The organism is Pseudomonas imperatae (assembly GCF_057128625.1).
In genome coordinates this window covers 71156-90688 of record NZ_JBSKHP010000003.1, presented here as the reverse complement: position 1 = coordinate 90688, position 19533 = coordinate 71156, and the positions used below count along the sequence as shown (strand labels likewise).

Here is a 19533-nt window from a genome sequence, read left to right as displayed (position 1 = left end):
TTATGTCTGGTGCCCCAATCAAACCCATCGATATCAAGCAAAGCGTGATCGACGCGGTGATCGCCGGCCTGCTGGCGCTGATCGTCTTCGGCCCGATCGTCGGCGTGGTGCTGCAAGGCTACAGCTTCAACCTGGAACCCACCCGCGTGGCCTGGCTGGTGCTGGCCGTGGTCATCGGCCGGTTCCTGATCAGCCTGTTCCTGCAGACGCCCCGTGGCCTGCGCATTTCCCAGGGCATGGAGCGCGGCGGCTCGGGCGTGCACGTGCTTGCCCCCGGCCACAAGTCGGCGCTGCGCTGGGTGATCCCGCTGGTGATCGTGCTGGCCATCGTCTTCCCGGCGTTCGCCAACAAGTACGTGCTGACCATCGTCATCCTCGGCCTGATCTACGTGCTGTTGGGCCTGGGCCTGAACATCGTGGTGGGCCTGGCCGGCCTGCTCGACCTGGGCTACGTGGCGTTCTACGCCATCGGTGCCTACGGCCTGGCGCTGGGCTACCAGTACCTGGGCCTGGGCTTCTGGTCGGCGCTGCCGCTGGCGGCCCTGGCCGCGGCGTTCGCCGGTTGCATACTGGGCTTCCCGGTGTTGCGCATGCACGGTGACTACCTGGCCATCGTCACCCTGGGCTTCGGCGAGATCATCCGCCTGGTGCTGAACAACTGGCTGTCGTTCACCGGCGGTCCCAACGGCGTGCCGGTGCCATCGCCGACCTTCCTGGGCCTGGAGTTCGGGCGCAAGGCGAAGGAGGGCGGCATCCCGATCCATGAGTTCCTGCACATCGACTACAACCCCGACCTGAAATTCGTGTTCATCTACGCGGTGCTGTTTCTGGTGGTGATCGGCGTGCTGTACATCAAGCACCGCCTGACACGCATGCCGGTGGGCCGCGCCTGGGAAGCCCTGCGCGAAGACGAGATCGCCTGCCGCGCTATGGGCCTGAACCACGTGCTGGTCAAGCTCTCGGCCTTCACCCTGGGCGCCTCCACGGCGGGCCTGGCGGGGGTGTTCTTCGCCAGCTACCAGGGCTTCGTCAACCCCACCTCGTTCACCTTCTTCGAGTCGGCGCTGATCCTGGCCATCGTGGTGCTGGGCGGCATGGGTTCCACCGTCGGGGTGGTGATCGCCGCCTTCGTGCTCACCGTGGCCCCCGAGTTGCTGCGTTCGTTCGCCGAGTACCGCGTGCTGCTGTTCGGCGTGTTGATGGTGTTGATGATGATCTGGAGACCGCGCGGCCTGATTCGTATCAGCCGTACCGGTGTGGTCCCGCGTAAAGGAGTGGCGCCATGAGTGAATATGTACTCACGGTTGAAAACCTGATGATGCACTTCGGTGGCATCAAGGCGCTCAGCGATGTCAGCCTGAAGGTGAAGCGCAATTCGATCTTCGCCCTGATCGGCCCCAACGGCGCCGGCAAGACCACCGTGTTCAACTGCCTGACCGGCTTCTACAAGGCCACTGGCGGGCGCATCGAGCTGCAGACCCGTGGCATCAAGACCAACGTCATCAAGCTGCTGGGCGAGCCCTTCCAGCCCACCGACTTCGTCTCGCCGCGCAGCTTCGCCAGCCGCCTGTACTACAAGATGTTCGGCGGCACCCACCTGGTCAACCGCGCAGGCCTGGCCCGGACCTTCCAGAACATTCGCCTGTTCCGGGAAATGTCGGTGGTGGAAAACCTGCTGGTAGCCCAGCACATGTGGGTGAACCGCAACATGGTGGCCGGCATCCTCAACACCCGGGGCTACCGCAAGGCCGAGGAAGACGCGCTCAACACCGCCTTCTACTGGCTGGAAGTGGTGGACTTGGTGGACTGCGCCAACCGCCTGGCCGGCGAGCTGTCCTACGGCCAGCAACGCCGCCTGGAAATCGCCCGGGCCATGTGCACGCGGCCCCAGGTGATTTGCCTGGACGAACCCGCCGCCGGCCTCAACCCGCAGGAAACCGAAGCGCTGAGCGGCATGATCCGCCTGCTGCGCGACGAGCATGACATGACCATCGTGCTGATCGAGCACGACATGGGCATGGTCATGGGCATCTCCGACCACATCGTGGTGCTGGACCACGGCAACGTGATCGCCGAAGGCGGCCCGGAGCAGATTCGCCACGACCCGAAAGTGATCGCCGCCTACCTGGGCGCGGATGAAGAGGAGCTGGTATGAGTACCCCGATCCTCGAACTGAAGGAACTCGACGTGTTCTACGGGCCCATCCAGGCCCTGAAAAAGGTCTCGATGCACATCAACGAGGGCGAGACCGTGAGCCTGATCGGCTCCAACGGCGCCGGCAAGTCGACCCTGCTGATGTCCATCTTCGGCCAGCCGCGCGCGGCCAACGGCCAGATCATCTACCGCGGCACCGACATCACCAAGAAGTCCTCGCACTACATCGCCTCCAACGGCATCGCCCAGTCGCCGGAAGGCCGGCGAGTGTTCCCGGACATGTCGGTGGAAGAGAACCTGCTGATGGGCACCATCCCCATCGGCGACAAGTTCGCCAGCGAAGACATGCAGCGCATGTTCGAACTGTTCCCGCGCCTCAAGGAGCGCCGCAACCAGCGCGCCATGACCATGTCGGGCGGCGAGCAGCAGATGCTTGCCATTGCCCGCGCGCTGATGAGCCGGCCCAAGCTGTTGCTGCTCGATGAGCCATCGCTGGGACTGGCGCCCATCGTGGTGAAGCAGATCTTCAGCACCCTGCGCGAGCTGGCGAAGTCGGGGATGACGATCTTTTTGGTGGAGCAGAACGCCAACCATGCGCTGAAGCTGTCGGATAGGGCGTATGTGATGGTCAACGGCGAGATTCGGTTGACGGGCACGGGGGCGGAGCTGCTGAGTAACGATGAGGTGCGTAACGCTTACCTCGGCGGCCACTGACCTTTTTTTTGTGGGAGCTGGCTTACCAGCGAGCTTTTCGGGCGCTCAACAACTCGCTGGCAAGCCAGCTCCCACAGAAGCGAAATCATTGATCCGGGTTTTGGAAAAAGGGTTTTCCACAGAATTGTGGAAAACCCTTTTTGCTTGCTCGCCCACTGCGACATAAAACCACTCCAATTCATTGTTTTGTCATGTAAAGCAGTTGTCCCCGGTTATTGTGGAGCTGGCTGTGGGTAACTTGGGTGTACATTGCCCAAGCCCTTTAACGGCGTGGCCTGCAGGGTTGTGGTTGTTTTTTGATCAGCGGTTTTCCAGCCTGCTAGCGGGGTGTTTGTCAAGCCCTTATCCACCGGCCAATACCGCTCGTCCGGGGCCTGAAAGCCTGTGGATAACTCTGTGGGCAAGCCTTGGAAAGACTGCCCGGAGCGGCGTAGTTACTGGCCTGGCGCCATCCCCGTGGTTATCCCTCACGCGTGGCGGCCGGTGGGGCTACCTGACTGCGCGGTCAAGGTCAAGCCGAAAAGCCGCTGCACCCCGCTACAAGCCCCGCCATTCAAGGCTTTGTGCACAGCACAGTTGCCCACGGATACTGTGCAAGGGCCTGTGGATAACGTGCGCAAAAGTGGCGGCGGCCCAGCTGGCACAAGGGTTTGCGGCCGGCGATCATTTTTTGATCAGGTGCGCCTTTTACTTGCCGTCGCGCAGCCGCGCGGGCATGCTTTGAAATCGACTTTACCCACAGCCTTCCAGGAGCATGCAATGACTTCCACCGTGTTTATCACTGGCGCCACTTCCGGGTTTGGCGAAGCTTGTGCCCGCCGTTTTGCCGAGGCCGGCTGGTCGCTGGTGCTGACCGGTCGCCGTGAGGAGCGCCTGAACGCCCTGGCCGAGGAACTCTCCAAGCAGACCAAGGTGCACGCCCTGGTGCTGGATGTGCGTGACCGCAAGGCCATGGAAGCTGCCATCGCCGGCCTGCCGCCGGAGTTCGACAAGCTCACCGGCCTGATCAACAACGCCGGCCTGGCCCTGGGCGTGGACCCGGCGCCCAAGTGCGACCTGGACGACTGGGACACCATGGTCGACACCAACGTCAAAGGCCTGATGTACAGCACCCGCCTGTTGCTGCCACGCCTGATTGCCCAGGGCCGCGGCGCCAGCATCGTCAACCTCGGTTCGGTGGCAGGCAACTACCCGTATCCGGGCAGCCACGTGTATGGCGCCACCAAGGCGTTCGTCAAACAGTTCTCGCTGAACCTGCGTTGCGACCTGCAGGGCACTGGCGTGCGCGTCACCAACCTGGAGCCGGGCCTGTGCGAAAGCGAGTTCTCGCTGGTGCGCTTCAACGGCGACCAGGCGCGCTACGACGCCACCTACGCGGGCGCCGAGCCGATCCAGCCGCAGGACATTGCCGACACTATCTTCTGGATCTTGAACACCCCGGCGCACGTCAACATCAACAGCCTGGAGCTGATGCCAGTGACCCAGAGCTGGGCCGGCTTCGCCATCGAGCGCCCGCACAAGGCGTAAGGCGTCTTTGTGGGAGCCGGCTTGCCGGCGAGCTTTTGATGGCACTGAAAAGCTCGCTGGCAAGCCAGCTCCCACACATGTAGCTAAGCCTGGGCCAGGCTCTCGTAGCACGTAGCCAAATGGTACGGGGTGGTGGACGGCATATCCGGCCGGCTCACCGCCCCGCTGGCATCGCGGCACTCGTGCCAGCCGCCGGCATGCAGGAAGCGCGCTTGCAGCACTTGCAGCTGCCCGGCCACATCGGCGCCGGGGCGCAGGGTCAGGGCCCGCAGGTATTCAGCCTGGGCCCAGATGCGTTGAGTGGCATCGCGCACGCCGCCGTCGACATCGAGCATCGCCAGCACGCCGCCCTGCTGCACGCCCATGCGCTCGGAAGGGGCGAACGCCTTGTCCAGGGACGCATGCAGTGGACCGCCGCGCAGCAGCTCGGATGATTCCAGCAGGTAGAACCATTCGAACTGATGGCCTGGCTCCCACCAGTTATCCACAGCGCCGCACGGTTTCTCCATCAGAAAGCCCGAAGCCTGGTCTACGAAGCGCGCCTGCATGGCCGCGCACAGGGCCAGCAGCGCCTCGCTCACCGCTTCGTCGTCACGCACTGCCAGGGTCACCAGGAAGGCCTCGGCCAGGTGCATCAGCGGGTTCTGCAGCGGCCCGCTGCCCAGTGGCGCCCAGTCTTCGGCCAGCGCGGCCTCGTACAGGCCATCGCCGCTGGCGAACCGCGTGGCTACCACGTTGAGCGCGGCGTTGAGCACCGACTCGGCCAGCGGGTCGCGGGACTGCTGCCAGTAGTGGGCGCAGGCGAAGATGATGAAGGCGTGGGTGTACAGGTCCTTGGTGCGGTCCAGCGGCCGCGCCTGGGCGTCGATGCTGTAGAACCAGCCACCGTGCTCGGCGTCGTGGAAGTGCTTCTGCAGCGAGCGGAACAGCGCTGCTGCGTGCTCGCGCGCGCCCGGTTGCTCGATCAGCCCGGCGAACAGGTACAGCTGCCGCGCGCAGGCCATGGCCCGGTAGCGTTGCACCGGCATGGGCGTGTGGTTGGGCGCCAGCGCCTCGTAGGGCAACGCCAGGTCGGCGTTCCAGCCGGGGCCTTGCCACAGGGGCACGATGGTCTTCAGGAAGTGCTCATGCACGGCGGTGAAGGCGGCTTGCGGGGAGTGATCGAGCATGAAAGGTGTCGTCAAAGCGGCTGTTTGAGCGACATGGTAACAGGGATGAAGCGCCCCGTTGCTGCAACTGTTTTTGTGGGAGCTGGCTTGCCAGCGAGTTGTTCGGCCTCAACAGCTCGCTGGCAAGCCAGCTCCCACAGGGGGTGATCGATCAACCAGCCAGCAGCCACGCGCCGGTCAGGGCGGACAGGGCGCCGGCGATGCGCACCAGCGGGCTGGCAGCTTGCGGCAGCAGGCGCACCACGGCGTAGCCGACCGCGTGCAGCGCGGCGGTGGCGGCGACGAAGCCGGCGGCGTAGGCCCATGGGCTGGACATCTCCGGCAGTTCCAGGCCGTGGGCCACGCCGTGGAACAGGGCGAACAGCGCGGTGGCGCCAACGGCCAGGGCTACCGGTGGGCGAATGGCCAGGGCCACCGCCAGGCCCAGGGCCAGCACCGAGGCGGCGATGCCGCTTTCCAGGCCTGGCAACTGCAGGCCTTCAAAGCCCAGCACGCCGCCCAGCAGCATGGTGCCGACGAAGGTGGCGGGCAGCGCCCAGCGCGCCTTGCCGGTCTGCTGCGCGGCCCACAGGCCCACGGCCAGCATGGCCAGCAGGTGGTCGATGCCGGTCAGCGGGTGCAGCACGCCGGCGACGATGCCATGTTCGCCGTGGCCGGGGTGGGCGAAGGCCAGGGCCGGGGTGAGCAGCAGGGCGGCGGCGCCGAAGAGTTTTTTCAGGGTCATGGGTGGCTTCCTTGGTAGGTGTGTAGCCGCTGCCGAAGGCTGCGCTGGCCCCTGAGTACACTGGAAATCTCAAGCGTGGCTCAGGGCCAGCGCAGCCTGTCGGCAGCGGCTACGGGGTTGTGGTGGCTCAGGCGGCAGTCAGCAGCCCCTGGCGTTCGATGAAGGCGATGATCTCTTCAAGGCCCTGGCCGGTCTTCTGGTTGCTGAACACGAATGGCTTGCCGTTGCGCATGCGCTTGGTGTCGCCGTCCATCATTTCCAGCGAAGCGCCCACCAGCGGTGCCAGGTCGATCTTGTTGATCACCAGCAGGTCCGACTTGCAGATGCCCGGGCCGCCCTTGCGTGGCAGCTTGTCGCCAGCCGACACGTCGATCACGTAGATGGTCAGGTCCGACAGCTCGGGGCTGAAGGTGGCCGAGAGGTTGTCGCCACCCGATTCCACCAGGATCAGGTCCAGGCCCGGGAAGCGGCGGTTGAGCTGGTCCACGGCTTCCAGGTTGATGGAGGCGTCCTCGCGGATGGCGGTGTGCGGGCAGCCGCCGGTTTCCACGCCAATGATGCGCTCGGGCGCCAGGGCCTCGTTGCGTACCAGGAAGTCGGCGTCTTCGCGGGTGTAGATGTCGTTGGTGACCACGGCCAGGTTGTAGCGCTCGCGCAGGGCCAGGCACAGGGCCAGGGTAAGGGCGGTCTTGCCGGAACCGACCGGGCCGCCGATACCGACACGCAGGGGCTGGGTATTCATTATTGTCATCTCCTAGGAACGGAACAGGCGGCTGTACTGGCGCTCATGGGCCATGCTCGCCAGGGACAGGCCGAAGGCGGCGCTGCCGTAGTGGTGGGGGTCGAGTTCGCTGGCGTGCTGCTGAGCCTGCTGCAGCAAGGGCAGCAGCTCGCTGGTCAGGCGCTGGGCGGCTTGCTGGCCCAGCGGCAGGGTTTTCATCAGCACCGCCAATTGGTTTTCCAGCCAGCTCCACAGCCAGGCGGCCAGGGCGTCGGCGGGGCTGATATTCCAGGCGCGCGCGGCCAGCGCCCAGCCCAGGGCCAGGTGCGGTTCGGGCGTGGCAGCCAGGAAGTCGCGGGCGGCGCTGTCCAGCTCGGGCAGGCCGTCGAGCAACTGCTTGAGCGAATAGCCCATCTGCCGGCTTTCCTGGGCCAGCTCGCGGGTTTCGCGGCTGGCGCGGTGCTCGTCGCTCAACTCGCGCAAGGCAGGCCAGTCTTCCGCAGCCGCGGCGTTACAGTGGGCCAACAGCAACGGCGCCTCGAAGCGTGCCAGGTTGAGCAGCAACTGATCGCTGATCCACCGGCGCGCGTCGTCGGCCTGCTTGACCGTGCCTTGTTCCACGGCCATCTCCAGCCCCTGGGAGTAGCTGTAGCCGCCAATCGGCAGTTGCGGGCTGGCCAGGCGCAGCAGGGCCCAGGCCGGGTTCACGTGCGCACGCCGAACTGATGGAGCTTGGGCGCGTAGTTGAAATCTTCCTCGCCATGGCGCGAGTGATGGTGGCCGCCGCCATAGGCGCCATGCTCGGGCTGGAAGGGCGCTTCGATGACTTCGGTGGTGGCGCCCAACTGGTCGAGCATGGCTTTCAGCACATAGTCGTCCAGCAGGCGCAGCCAGCCATCGCCCACTTGCAGGGCCACGTGGCGGTTGCCCAGGTGGTAGGCGGCGCGGGTCAGCTCGAAGGCGCTGGCGCAGGTGACGTGCAGCAGGGTTTCGGGGCGGGCCACGACTTTCACCACGCGGCCGTCCTGGGCTTCGAGGAATTCGCCGTCGTGCAGCGGCGGCTGGCCGCGCTCCAGAAACAACCCGACGTCTTCGCCGTCGGCACTAAAACAGCGCAGGCGGCTTTTGCTGCGCGCTTCGAAATTCAGGTGTAATTCGGCCGACCAGTCAGGTTTTGGCTCGGTTCTGCGGTGGATCACCAGCATTTTCAGGCATCCGGCTGAGTGCGATAGTTTGCTGACAGCAAGCATCTTGCCAACATGCGAGCGCTGCGAATGCCGGCCTTGCGCCAGAACTTGGGGCAACAAAATGTTACATATTGGTGCGCTTCAGCCTGTATGGCACCAAGCTGGGTCAGTCGTCAATACTGCTCAAACCGTGCCAGTGCTTGGCGCCCATGAAGATGAAGCGCAGCTGCTGGGTGATCTTCGCCTGGGGCGACAACTGCCGGGGTAGAGCCTCGGCGGGCGGGTCGATGAGCTCGGGCAGGGTGGCGAACACGGTCTTCACCACCAGGTCCGCCATCACCGCCAGGGCGGCGCTGTCCAGGTGCTGCCACTTGGGCATCAGCGCCAGGTCTGCGGCCAGGTCCGAGCTGATGCCGTCGCGCAGGCAGGTCAGCGCCTGGCGTACTGGGCGCGAGTCGCCGTACTGCTCGCGGGCCAGGAACAGGAACTGCGAGCGGTGCGCGGCCACGCTGTCGAGGAAGATGCGCACCGAGGCGTCGGTCAGGCCCTTGAGCTCGAACTCGTTGCGGCGCACGCGGCGGATGGTTTCGCGGAAGGTTTCGCCCACTTCATTGACCAGGGCCAGGCCCAGCTGGTCCATGTCGTCGAAATGGCGGTAGAAACCGGTGGGCACGATGCCCGCGGCCTTGGCCACTTCACGCAGGCTGATGCTGCCGAACCCACGGCCGGCATCGATCAATTGCCGGGCGGCATCGAGGAGGGCGTGGCGGGTCTGCTGTTTCTGTTCGGCGCGGGGCAGCATGGTGCGGGATTCTGTGAAGGGCAGCGCAGCACTCTAGCAAATCGGCGGAAAAATCAAAGCCCGGTACGGGGACCGGGCTTTTTCCAGGGCAGCCAAGGTTCAGCTCGCGCGGTTCAGGGTACGGTCGGAGCCGTCCTGGGCGACGCGCATCAGGGTGCGGTCCGAGCCGTCTTGAGCGACGCGGTTCAGGGTGCGGTCGGAGCCGTCCTGGGCAACGCGGTTCAGGGTGCGGTCCGAGCCGTCTTGAGCAACGCGGTTCAGGGTGCGGTCAGAGCCGTCTTGAGCGACGCGGTTCAGGGTGCGGTCCGAGCCGTCTTGGGCAACGCGGTTCAGGGTGCGGTCGGAGCCGTCTTGAGCGACGCGGTTCAGAGTGCGGTCAGAACCGTCCTGGGCAACGCGGTTCAGGGTGCGGTCAGAACCGTCCTGGGCAACGCGGTTCAGCGTACGGTCCGAACCATCCTGGGCCACGATCACCGCAGCGCTGTGCTGGGTAACGGCAGGTTGAACGTTGCTGGCGGCGAACACGTTGGCGGCCAGTACAGAGAGGGTCAGGGTCAGCAGCAATTGGCGTTTCATGATTTGGCGCTCCTTTGGAGGGCTGAAAAGTGGGTACGAAGCCAATGCTACTCTTGAGAATTAGATATAAAAGTTCATAAGGACAATGGTAACAATCAACGGAATTGATTGTTTGCCCTGGGGCTGTCTAATCAAGGCCTTACGCGGGTTTCGCCTGCACCGTCGCGGGGATTTCCCACGGCGCCCGCGCTTTCATGGAACGTGCATCGATGAAAGTGTTCGCGATTTCATCAATCGGGTTAAACCCCCGGGCGGTTTGCCAGTCCTAAGGTAATTGCTGCAACCAGGCGGGCCGCCGTTTTCCGGCTCGCTGTCACTTGGAGATTCGTGCATGACGCGCCCCCGCAAGATCCTGGCCTGGACAGTTGGCACCCTGGTGCTGCTGATCGTCGTACTGGTGGTGGTCATTGCCACCTTTGACTGGAACCGGGTGAAGCCGACGCTCAACGCGAAGGTGTCCGAAGCCCTGCACCGCCCGTTCGCCATCAACGGCAACCTGGCCGTGCACTGGGGCCGCGAGCCCGACGAGGGCGGCTGGCGCGCCTGGGTGCCGTGGCCGCACTTCGAGGCCGAGGACCTGACCCTGGGCAACCCCGAATGGTCGAAAGAGCCGCAGATGGTCGGCCTCAAGCGCGTGGCGTTCCGCCTGTCGCCGCTGCCTTTGCTGGCCGAGCGCATTGTCATCCCGCGCATCGACCTGACCCAGCCGGACGCCAACCTGCAACGCCTGGCCGACGGCCGCGCCAACTGGACCTTCGACTTCGGGCCCAAGGACCCTAACGCCGAACCGTCGAAATGGGTGATGGACATCGGCGCCATCGGCTTCGACAAGGGCCACGTGGTGTATGACGACGTGACCCTGAAAGCCCACGCCGACGTGCTGATCGACCCGCTGGGCAAGCCGATTCCGTTCAGTGACATCGTCGGCAGCGGCGCGGCGAAGAAGGTCAGCGACCAAGGCGGCAGCGCCCAGGACTACGCCTTCGGCTTCAAGGTCACTGGCCGCTACAAGGACCAGCCCGTCAACGGCACCGGCAAGATCGGCGGCCTGCTGGCCCTGCAGGACGCGGCCAAGCCGTTCCCGGTGCAGGCCGACGTGCGCATTGCCGACACCCACGTGGCCGTCGCCGGTACCCTGACCGACCCGCGCAACCTCGGCGCCCTGGACCTGCGCCTGAAGCTGGAAGGCGCCAGCCTGAGCAAGCTGTACCCGCTGACCGGGGTGACGCTGCCCGACTCGCCGCCGTATTCCACCGACGGCCACCTGCAGGCCAAGCTCCATGAGCCCACCGGTGCCACCTTCGAATACCAGGGCTTCAACGGCAAGATCGGCAACAGCGACATTCACGGCGACCTGAGCTTCGTCGCCAGCCAGCCGCGGCCCAAGCTGACCGGCAAACTGGTGTCCAACCAGCTGCTATTCACCGACCTGGCACCGTTGATCGGCGCCGACTCCAACGCCAAGCAGGCCGCGCGCGGCAGCGAAAGCAAGCAACCGGCGGGCAAGGTGCTGCCGGTGGAAGAGTTCCGCACCGAGCGCTGGCGCACCATGGACGCCGACGTCGAGTTCACTGGCAAGAAGATCGTACAGAGCAAGGAGCTGCCGTTCACCGACCTCTACACGCACCTGGTGCTCGATGACGGCCAGCTGAACCTGCAACCCCTGCGCTTTGGCGTGGCGGGCGGCAACCTCGACGCGCAGATCGGCCTCAACGGCCGCACCACGCCCTTGCAGGGCCGGGCCAAGCTGACCGCGCGCGGCTTCAAGCTGAAACAGCTGTTCCCCACCTTCGAACCGATGAAGACCAGCTTCGGCCAGCTCAACGGTGACGCCGACATCGCCGGCACCGGCAACTCGGTGGCGGCCTTGCTGGGCAGCGCCAACGGCGACCTGAAGCTATTGATCAACGATGGCGCGGTCAGCCGCAGCCTGATGGAGATTGCCGGGCTGAACGTGGGTAACTACGTGATGGGCAAGATCTTTGGCGACAAGGAAGTGAAGATCAACTGCGCCGCCGCCGACCTGGGCATCAAGGATGGCCTGGCGGCACCACGGCTGTTCGTGTTCGACACCGAGAACGCGATTATCTACATCGATGGCACGGTGAACTTCAAGACCGAGCAGCTGGACCTGAAGATCACCCCCGAATCCAAGGGCTTCCGCCTGCTGTCGCTGCGTTCGCCGCTGTACGTGCGCGGGCCGTTTGCCAAGCCCAGCGCCGGCGTGCAAGCGGTGCCGTTGCTGCTGCGCGGCGCGGGGATGATTGCCTTGGGCGTGGTAGCGGCGCCGGCGGCAGGCCTGTTGGCGCTGGTGGCACCCAGCGGTGGCGAGCCTAACCAGTGCACGCCGTTGCTGGAGCAGATGAAGGCGGGCAAGGCGCCGAAGACAGTGCCAAGCACTCGTTAGGTGCTACCCATGTGGGAGCGGGCTCTGCCCGCGAAAAGGCCCCCGCGCTTGATCAGACAAAGCGCGGGGGCCTTTTCGCGGGCAGAGCCCGCTCCCATTGGTTGGATGTAACGCTACTTACAGCCCTTCGAGAATATCCGCCATGTCATCGGCGTGTTCTTCTTCCTGGGCCAGGATCTCCTCGAACAGGCGGCGCGAGGTAGGGTCCTTGTCGCCGATGTACTGGATGATCTCGCGGTAGCTGTCGATGGCGATGCGCTCGGCCACCAGGTCCTCGTACACCATTTCCTTGAGGTTGCTGCCCGGCTTGTATTCGGCATGGGAGCGGCTGCTGAGGCTGTCGGGGTTGAAGTCCGGCTCGCCGCCCAACTGCACGATGCGTTCGGCCAGCTTGTCGGCGTGCTCGGCTTCCTGGCCGGCGTGCTCCAGGAACTCCTCGGCGGCCACGTGGGCCTTCACGCCCTTGGCCATGTAGTAATGGCGTTTGTAGCGCAGCACGCACACCAGCTCCGTGGCCAGCGAGTCGTTGAGCAGGCGCAGCACCTCCTGGCGGTCGGCGTCATAGCCTTCGGTCACGGCGCCTTGGTCAACATTCTTGCGAGCGGTTTCACGCAGGGTGTTCTTGTCGGTCAGTGCAATGGTCATGACATTCTCCAGGCTATACGGTTGGGGCCGTCAGGCTCTATCGCGCCCGTCATTGGCTGACGGGCGCCCGGCTCGATCGGTACAGAGGGTGTGAGTGCGCGAGGTGCCGGAAAGTTTTATCCGCGCGACATCAGGGCATCGCCTTGACGTTGCCCTTGTGCTGGGCGCAGGTCATGAAGCCCTTGCTGTCCACGTGGCCGGTGCCGTCGAAGCTCACGTAGTAGGCCTGCTGCTTGCCGTCGGTGTTGAGCACGTAGTTATTGCAGGTGCCGGCGGCGGTCTTGCCGTTGCCATCCACGACGCTGGAGGGGGTACCGCCGATGGCGATGACCTGCTGCATGGTCATGCCGGTGTCCACCTGCTTGACCAGCGGCTCGTTGCGGTAGGTGACAAAGTCCACGGGGTTTTCGACCTTGGTGTTGGCGCAGCCCGCCAGCGAAGCCAGTACGCACACTGCAGCCAGGGTTTGCTTGTACATAGGTGTCGCTCCTTCGAATGAGCCAATAGTGGCCCCGTAATACTGTGGCAACGGCGCCACGCAGGAGTTCGATGTCAGTGCGCTAGTATGTTGGCTTGCTCCCCAAGGATGCCCACGCCATGGCCACGCCCGGCGCTACCCGCTACCCCATCATCCTGGTGCCCGGCATGCTCGGCTTTGTCCGGCTGCTGCTGTACCCCTACTGGTTCGGCATCGTCCGGGCGCTGCGCCGTGGCGGCGCGCAGGTATTTCCGGTGCAGGTGTCGCCGATCAACAGCACCGAGGTGCGCGGCGAGCAGCTGTTGCTGATCATCCAACGCATCCGCCACGAGACCGGCGCGGCCAAGGTCAACCTGATCGGCCACAGCCAGGGCGCGTTGACCGCCCGCTATGCCGCAGCCAAGCGCCCGGACTGGGTGGCGTCGGTGACCTCGGTGGCCGGGCCCAACCATGGCTCGGAGCTGGCCGACTACCTGGAGCGCCGCTACCCGCACAACTCGGTGGGCGGGCGCCTGCTGCATGTCGTCCTGTACCTGCTGGGGCTGTTGATGGGCGTGCTGGAAACCGGCTGGCGCGGGCCGCTGCTGCCCATCGACGTGCACGGGTCGCACAATTCCCTGACCTGCGCCGGGGTGGCGCGTTTCAACCAGGCGTATCCACAGGGCCTGCCCGCCACGTGGGGCGGGCAGGGCGAGCCGGTGGTCAATGGCGTGCATTACTACTCATGGTCGGGGGTGTTGCAGCACCCGTTGGCCGACGGCGGTGGCAACCGCCTGGACGGCTCGCACCGCAGCTGCAAGCTGTTCGCCCGCACCTTCGTGCGCGAGGCGGGGCAGTGCGACGGGATGGTCGGGCGTTTCAGCTCGCACCTGGGCCAGGTGATTGGCGATGACTACCCCATGGACCACCTGGACATCGTCAACCAGTCCCTGGGCCTGGTGGGCAAGGGGGTGGAGCCGGTGCGGTTGTTCACCGAACACGCCGCCCGGCTGGCGCAGGCCGGGCTTTAGGCGCAGGCGCGGACGCGGCCCAGCGGCGTGGTCCAGCGTTCCGCCATGATCACCCCGCCCAGGGTCAGCAGGCCGCCCACCAAGTGGTACAGCGCCAGTTGCTCATGCAGCACGGCGGCGGCGATCAGCGCGGTGATCAACGGCAGCAGGTTGAAGAACAGCGTGGTACGGCTGGGGCCCAGGCGGCTGACCGCCTGCATCCACGCCAGCGGCGCGACCATGGAGGCCAGCAGGCAGGCGTACAGCACCAGGCCGATGTTGCCCAGGCCCAGGCCTACCTTGGGCGACAGCACGAACAGCGGCAGCAGCACGATGATCGCCACCAGCACCTGCAGGTACAGCAGTTGCAACGCTGGCAGGCGCAGCTGCCATTTCTTCAGCAACGTGCTGTACACCGCGTAGGCCAGGGTGGCCAGCAGCATCATCGCGTCGCCACGGTTCAGGCCGTGGGCCAGCAGGCTGCCCAGCTGCCCGGCCGAGACCACCACCAGCACCCCGCCCAGCGACAGCACCGCGCCGAACAACGCGCCGGCAGTGAGGCGCTGGCCCAAGGCGACGATGGCCATGGCCAGGGACATCAGCGGCATCAGCGAGAGGATGATGCCCATGTTGGTGGCGCTGGTCAGCGCCGCGGCGAAGTACGCCAGGCTCTGGTACACCGCCATGCCCAGCAGGCCCAGCACGAACACCTTGCCCAGGTGCGGGCGGATCGCCGCGCGGTTGGCCCACACCTTGGGCAGCAGGAACGGGGTGAACAGCAGGCCGGCGAGCAGCCAGCGGTAGAAGCCGATTTCGGCGGGGAAGATGGCGCCCACGGCCATCTTGTTGATTACGGTGTTGCCGGCCCAGATCAGAATGGCCAGCAACGGAAACGCGTATTGCATGGGGAACGCCTGTCAGTCGATAAGGCGCGATTATCCCCGCTTTGCGCCGCGCGCACCTACCGCCAAGCCGTCAACCGACCGTGCGAATCCGACAATCTGCGCCGCCAGGGGCTGTTGCAAAGTTTGTCTACACTTCAGGCGAGGCCGCGCGGCCCAGCGCGGCGCCAAGGAGAAAACTCCATGAAAATGCTGCACGCGCCCCTGCTGGTGCTCGGCCTGCTCCTGTGTTCTCAAGGCTTTGCCGCCACTGCGCAACAGAACAAGATGACCACCTGCAACGCCGACGCCACCACCAAGGGCCTCAAGGGCGATGAGCGCAAGACCTACATGAGCACGTGCCTGAAAGCCGCCCCAGCGGCGAGCACCACCAAGACCCTGACCCCGCAGCAGCAGAAAATGACCACCTGCAACGCCACCGCCAAGACCCAGAACCTGAGCGGCGATGCGCGCAAGACCTTCATGAGCAGTTGCCTGAAGAAATAGTCTCGCGCACAACGATCCCTGTGGGAGCTGGCTTGCCAGCGAGCTTTTCAGGCCTCAACAGCTCGCTGGCAAGCCAGCTCCCACAGGCCGCCACTGGCTCTGCCAGGCGAAGGCTGGCAGACTGCCGGGTCCTTCCATGTCGTACGTGTTCGAGGCTGTATGCCAACGTTTTCCCAGCGTCACGTGTTATGGGCCAGCCTGATCATTATGTTCTGTGGTCTGCTGCTGGTGATGCCTTTGCGCCTGCTGCCCAGCCTGCTGGCGGGTTTGCTGGTGTATGAACTGGTCAATATGCTCACGCCCAAGCTCGAGCACCTGATCTCCGGGCCGCGCGCGCGCTGGGTGGCGGTGGCGTTGCTGGGCACGGTGATCGTCAGCCTGCTGGCGGTGATCTTCGCCCTGGCCATCAGTTTCCTGATGCACGAGGCGGAGAACCCGGGGGCCTTCCTCGACAAGTTCATGGACGTGCTCAACCGCGCCCGTGGGCAACTGCCGCCGTCCATCGATGCCTACCTGCCGGCCAACGTCACCGAGTTCCGCTCGGCCATCAGCGACTGGGTCAGCAAGCACCTGGCCGAGCTGCAACTGGTGGGCAAGGACGCGGTGCGCACCTTCGTCACCCTGCTGATCGGCATGGTGCTGGGCGCTATCGTGGCGTTGAACCGCATTCCGCCCGAGGCTGAGCACAAGCCGTTGGCGGGCGCCTTGCTGACCCGCCTGACCCTGCTGGTGCAGGCGTTCCGCAATATCGTCTTCGCGCAGATCAAGATTGCCGCCTTGAACACCGTGTTCACTGCGGTATTCCTGCTGATCATCCTGCCCTTGTGCGGCATCAAGCTGCCGCTGCACAAGACCATGGTGGTGCTGACCTTCATCCTCGGCCTGCTACCGGTGATCGGCAACCTGATCTCCAACACCCTGATCACCATCATCGGCCTGTCGGTGTCGCTCTGGGTGGCGGTGGCGGCGCTGGGCTGGCTGATGCTGATCCACAAGCTGGAATACTTCCTCAACGCCCGCATCGTGGGCAGCCAGATCCGCGCCAAGTCGTGGGAACTGCTGCTGGCGATGCTGATCTTCGAGGCGGCTTTCGGGCTGCCGGGGGTGGTGGCGGGGCCGATCTACTACGCGTATCTGAAAAGCGAGCTGCGCCGCGCCGAGTTGGTGTGATGGCCCATCGCGGGCAAGCCCGGCTCCTACCGAATGCGTAGGAGCCGGGCTTGCCCGCGATGGTCGCGGCGCGGTGTTTAGCCGTAGCGCTTGCGCGCCTCAATGGCCAGGCCGCTGCCAATGCTGCCGAAGATGTTGCCTTCCACGTGCCGGGCGATGGGCAGCATGGCCGCCACGCTGTTGCGCAGCGCCGGGATGCCGCTGGAACCACCGGTGAAGAATACGGTGTCGACCTGGGCCACGCCCACGCCGGCATCGTTCAGCAGCGCCGTGACGCTGCCGCGCACCCGCTCCAGGAGGGTGTCGATGGACGCTTCGAACAGCGCGCGGCTCATGTCCACGCTCAGGCCCGGCTCGATGCGGTCCAGCGGCACCAGGCGGTTGTCGGCGTGGGTCAGCTGGATCTTGGTCTCTTCCACTTCCATGGCCAGCCAGTGGCCGGCGCGCTGGTCGATCAGCTTGAACAGGCGGTCGATGCCGGCGGTGTCTTCGATGTCGTAGCGCATGCTGCCCAGGGCCAGCTGGGATTTCTGCGAGTACACCGAGTTGATGGTGTGCCAGGTGGCCAGGTTCATGTGGTGGCTGGTGGGCATGAACGCGCCGCTTTTCATGCGGCTGCCGTAGCCGAACAGCGGCATCACGCCCTGCAGGCTCAGCTGCTTGTCGAAGTCGGTACCGCCGATGTGCACGCCGCCGGTGGCGAGGATGTCGCTATGACGGTCGTCGATGGTGTGGCGCTCGGGGGCCAGGCGAATCAGCGAGAAGTCCGAGGTACCACCGCCGATGTCGACGATCAGCACCAACTCTTCGCGCTGGATGGTGGACTCGTAGTCGAACGCCGCGGCAATGGGCTCGAACTGGAACGACACGTCCTTGAAGCCGATTTTCTTCGCCACTTCTTCCAGGGTGTCCTGGGCTTCCTGGTCGGCAGCCTTGTCGTCGTCGACGAAATGCACCGGGCGGCCCAGCACCACTTCGTCGAAGGCACGGCCGGCGTTGGCTTCGGCGCGCTTTTTCAGCTCGCCGATGAACATGCCCAGCAGGTCCTTGAACGGCAGGGCGGTGCCCAGCACGCTGGTGTCGTGCTTGATCAGCTTGGAGCCCAGCAGGCTCTTGAGCGAGCGCATCAGGCGGCCTTCGTAGCCTTCAAGGTATTCGTGCAGTGCCAGGCGGCCGTACACCGGCCGACGCTCCTCGATATTGAAGAACACCACCGACGGCAGGGTGATCTTGCCGTCTTCCAGCGCAATCAGGGTCTCGACGTCCGGCCGGTGCCAGCCGACGGTGGAGTTGGAGGTGCCGAAGTCGATGCCGCAGGCGCGGGCCGGGGTTTGGTTGGTCATGTCGTTGCCGGATTCTGTGCAAAAAACGGCCGCGCAGTTTATGCCAGTGGTAGCGATAATCAAGGCCATGGGGCGTTTAATTGCCACACGGTCGCACCTTGAAAGCGCGCCTCGGCCCCCCAATCTTGCAGTCATCCCCTACGACTGCGCCGCTGCGCCTTCAGCAAAGCGTACCGGCAGTCGATAAACTTACACCCCATTGCCAGGTCTCTACACTAAGTGGACTGACCGCGCGATCCCGATAAACGGATGGTGATCCTTCGATGGACTTCAAAGACTACTACAAGATATTGGGCGTGGAGCCGACCGCGGACGAGAAGGCGATCAAGACCGCCTACCGCAAGCTGGCACGCAAATATCACCCCGACGTCAGCAAGGAAAAGGACGCCGAGGACAAATTCAAGGAGGCCTCCGAGGCCTATGAAGCGCTGAGCAACGCCGACAAGCGTGCCGAGTACGACGAGATTCGCAAGTACGGCCAGCACGGCCGTCCGTTCCAGGGCCCGCCAGGCTGGCAGGGCCGCGGTGGTGGCGGCTTCGAGGAAAGCGCCGGCGACTTTTCCGATTTCTTCAGCTCCATCTTCGGCTCGGCCGGGCGTGGTGGCAATGGCAACCCCTTTGGCCGTGGCCAGCAACGCAGCGCCGGGCGGCGAGGACAAGACGTGGAAATGGAACTTGCAGTATTCCTCGAGGAAACCCTGGCCAACGAGTCGAAGCAGATCAGCTTCCAGGTGCCGCAGCACAACGCTGCCGGCCAGCAGACCGGGCACACCACCAAGACCCTCAACGTGAAGATCCCGGCCGGCGTCACCGATGGCGAGCGCATCCGCCTCAAGGGCCAGGGCGCGCCGGGCGTGGGTGGTGGTGCGAACGGCGACCTGTACCTGATCGTGCGGTTCGCCCCGCACCCGATGTTCGACGTGGAAGACCACGACCTGATCATCACCGTGCCGCTGGCGCCGTGGGAAGCGGCGCTGGGCACCAAGGTGGCGGTGCCTACCCTCACCGGGCGCATCAACCTCACCATCCGCCCCGACAGCCAGAGCGGCCAGCGCCTGCGCGTGAAGGGCAACGGCCTGCAACGCAAGCAGGGCGAGCGCGGTGACCTCTACGCACAACTGAAAGTGGTAATGCCCCCGCACGCCGACGAAGCCACGCAAGCGCTGTGGAAAACCCTGTCGGAGAAGGCGGCATTCGACCCCCGAGCCAACTGGAGTCGTTGATCATGGAAACGTCCCGCTACGTTCAACTGGACATGCAAGCGTTCTGTCAGGCCACCGAGATGTCGGCGGCCTATGTGATTGAAATCGTCGAGCACGGCATAGTGGAACCCACGGGACGGTCCCCGGAGGAATGGTTGTTCGACGACTTTTCCCCGCTGATCGCGCGGCGCGCGGCGAAGTTGCACCACGACCTGGACCTGGAATGGGAAGGCGTGGCACTGGCGCTGGAGCTGCTTGAAGAAGTCCGCGACCTGCGCGCCGAAAACGCCCGGCTGCGCCAGCGCCTGGGGCGCTTTGTGCAAGGCTGATATAACTG

At 64.9% G+C, this 19533-nt stretch carries 21 protein-coding genes; 10 read left to right on the top strand and 11 right to left on the bottom strand.

Annotated elements, in window-relative coordinates; all coding sequences use genetic code 11:
- Positions 1-2: 2 nt before the first annotated feature.
- The 4 genes from livM (at position 3) to ACWKWX_RS05105 (ending at position 4395) form a co-directional block, all read left to right on the top strand.
- A complete protein-coding gene (gene livM, locus ACWKWX_RS05120) occupies positions 3-1286 on the top strand; it encodes a high-affinity branched-chain amino acid ABC transporter permease LivM (protein ID WP_416422176.1) in 1284 nt (427 codons plus the stop codon).
- Complete coding sequence (locus ACWKWX_RS05115; protein ID WP_416422177.1) at positions 1283-2155, top strand: ABC transporter ATP-binding protein; 873 nt, start codon at positions 1283-1285, stop codon at positions 2153-2155. The genes livM and ACWKWX_RS05115 overlap by 4 nt, the downstream gene beginning before the upstream one ends.
- The gene (locus ACWKWX_RS05110; RefSeq protein WP_416422178.1) at positions 2152-2868 is read left to right on the top strand and encodes an ABC transporter ATP-binding protein; all 717 of its coding nucleotides are present in this window, start codon (positions 2152-2154) and stop codon (positions 2866-2868) included. The genes ACWKWX_RS05115 and ACWKWX_RS05110 overlap by 4 nt, the downstream gene beginning before the upstream one ends.
- Before the next feature lie 759 nt (positions 2869-3627).
- Complete coding sequence (locus tag ACWKWX_RS05105; RefSeq protein WP_416422179.1) at positions 3628-4395, top strand: SDR family oxidoreductase; 768 nt, start codon at positions 3628-3630, stop codon at positions 4393-4395.
- Positions 4396-4478: 83 nt separating this feature from the next.
- On the opposite strand, the gene ACWKWX_RS05100 is transcribed toward ACWKWX_RS05105, so the two are convergent.
- The 7 genes from ACWKWX_RS05100 to ACWKWX_RS05070 form a co-directional block, all read right to left on the bottom strand.
- Positions 4479-5564, bottom strand: a complete 1086-nt coding sequence (locus ACWKWX_RS05100) for an AGE family epimerase/isomerase (protein ID WP_483827154.1) — start codon at positions 5562-5564, stop codon at positions 4479-4481.
- Between the two features lie 151 nt (positions 5565-5715).
- Complete coding sequence (locus tag ACWKWX_RS05095) at positions 5716-6288, bottom strand: HupE/UreJ family protein (RefSeq protein ID WP_473005207.1); 573 nt, start codon at positions 6286-6288, stop codon at positions 5716-5718.
- 127 nt (positions 6289-6415) lie between these two features.
- The gene (gene ureG / locus ACWKWX_RS05090; protein ID WP_416422182.1) at positions 6416-7030 is read right to left on the bottom strand and encodes an urease accessory protein UreG; all 615 of its coding nucleotides are present in this window, start codon (positions 7028-7030) and stop codon (positions 6416-6418) included.
- Between the two features lie 12 nt (positions 7031-7042).
- Positions 7043-7717, bottom strand: a complete 675-nt coding sequence (locus ACWKWX_RS05085) for an urease accessory protein UreF (protein WP_473005208.1) — start codon at positions 7715-7717, stop codon at positions 7043-7045.
- Positions 7714-8214 (bottom strand): urease accessory protein UreE, encoded by a 501-nt coding sequence (ureE, locus tag ACWKWX_RS05080; RefSeq protein WP_416422184.1) that lies wholly within the window; start codon positions 8212-8214, stop codon positions 7714-7716. The genes ACWKWX_RS05085 and ureE overlap by 4 nt, the downstream gene beginning before the upstream one ends.
- Before the next feature lie 148 nt (positions 8215-8362).
- Complete coding sequence (locus ACWKWX_RS05075) at positions 8363-8998, bottom strand: TetR family transcriptional regulator (RefSeq protein ID WP_416422185.1); 636 nt, start codon at positions 8996-8998, stop codon at positions 8363-8365.
- 99 nt (positions 8999-9097) lie between these two features.
- On the bottom strand, positions 9098-9574 hold the full coding sequence (locus tag ACWKWX_RS05070) for a phage infection protein (protein WP_483827153.1): 477 nt from the start codon (positions 9572-9574) through the stop codon (positions 9098-9100).
- Positions 9575-9905: 331 nt separating this feature from the next.
- Between ACWKWX_RS05070 and ACWKWX_RS05065 the strand changes: the two genes are divergently transcribed.
- Positions 9906-11981, top strand: coding sequence for an AsmA family protein (locus ACWKWX_RS05065; protein WP_473005210.1), 2076 nt, complete (start codon positions 9906-9908; stop codon positions 11979-11981).
- 117 nt (positions 11982-12098) lie between these two features.
- Here the strand turns inward: ACWKWX_RS05065 and ACWKWX_RS05060 are convergent, their stop codons facing one another.
- Both ACWKWX_RS05060 and osmE read right to left on the bottom strand, forming a co-directional pair.
- Positions 12099-12626: a ferritin-like domain-containing protein gene (locus tag ACWKWX_RS05060; RefSeq protein ID WP_416422188.1), complete on the bottom strand. Its 528-nt coding sequence runs from the start codon at positions 12624-12626 to the stop codon at positions 12099-12101.
- Between the two features lie 130 nt (positions 12627-12756).
- Complete coding sequence (osmE, locus tag ACWKWX_RS05055) at positions 12757-13104, bottom strand: osmotically-inducible lipoprotein OsmE (protein WP_416422189.1); 348 nt, start codon at positions 13102-13104, stop codon at positions 12757-12759.
- 119 nt (positions 13105-13223) lie between these two features.
- On the opposite strand from osmE, the gene ACWKWX_RS05050 reads away from it, so the two are divergent.
- Complete coding sequence (locus tag ACWKWX_RS05050) at positions 13224-14114, top strand: esterase/lipase family protein (protein ID WP_483827152.1); 891 nt, start codon at positions 13224-13226, stop codon at positions 14112-14114.
- Here the strand turns inward: ACWKWX_RS05050 and ACWKWX_RS05045 are convergent.
- The gene (locus ACWKWX_RS05045) at positions 14111-14998 is read right to left on the bottom strand and encodes a DMT family transporter (RefSeq protein WP_416422191.1); all 888 of its coding nucleotides are present in this window, start codon (positions 14996-14998) and stop codon (positions 14111-14113) included. The genes ACWKWX_RS05050 and ACWKWX_RS05045 overlap by 4 nt on opposite strands.
- Before the next feature lie 180 nt (positions 14999-15178).
- On the opposite strand from ACWKWX_RS05045, the gene ACWKWX_RS05040 reads away from it, so the two are divergent.
- Both ACWKWX_RS05040 and ACWKWX_RS05035 read left to right on the top strand, forming a co-directional pair.
- Positions 15179-15481, top strand: coding sequence for a PsiF family protein (locus ACWKWX_RS05040; RefSeq protein ID WP_473005212.1), 303 nt, complete (start codon positions 15179-15181; stop codon positions 15479-15481).
- 159 nt (positions 15482-15640) lie between these two features.
- Positions 15641-16651: an AI-2E family transporter gene (locus tag ACWKWX_RS05035; RefSeq protein ID WP_416422193.1), complete on the top strand. Its 1011-nt coding sequence runs from the start codon at positions 15641-15643 to the stop codon at positions 16649-16651.
- A gap of 77 nt (positions 16652-16728) precedes the next feature.
- On the opposite strand, the gene ACWKWX_RS05030 is transcribed toward ACWKWX_RS05035, so the two are convergent.
- A complete protein-coding gene (locus ACWKWX_RS05030) occupies positions 16729-17994 on the bottom strand; it encodes an Hsp70 family protein (RefSeq protein ID WP_483827151.1) in 1266 nt (421 codons plus the stop codon).
- Positions 17995-18257: 263 nt separating this feature from the next.
- On the opposite strand from ACWKWX_RS05030, the gene cbpA reads away from it, so the two are divergent.
- A complete protein-coding gene (cbpA, locus tag ACWKWX_RS05025; protein ID WP_416422195.1) occupies positions 18258-19217 on the top strand; it encodes a curved DNA-binding protein in 960 nt (319 codons plus the stop codon).
- A gap of 2 nt (positions 19218-19219) precedes the next feature.
- Positions 19220-19525, top strand: coding sequence for a chaperone modulator CbpM (locus ACWKWX_RS05020; RefSeq protein ID WP_416422196.1), 306 nt, complete (start codon positions 19220-19222; stop codon positions 19523-19525).
- The last annotated feature ends 8 nt before the right edge of the window (positions 19526-19533 follow it).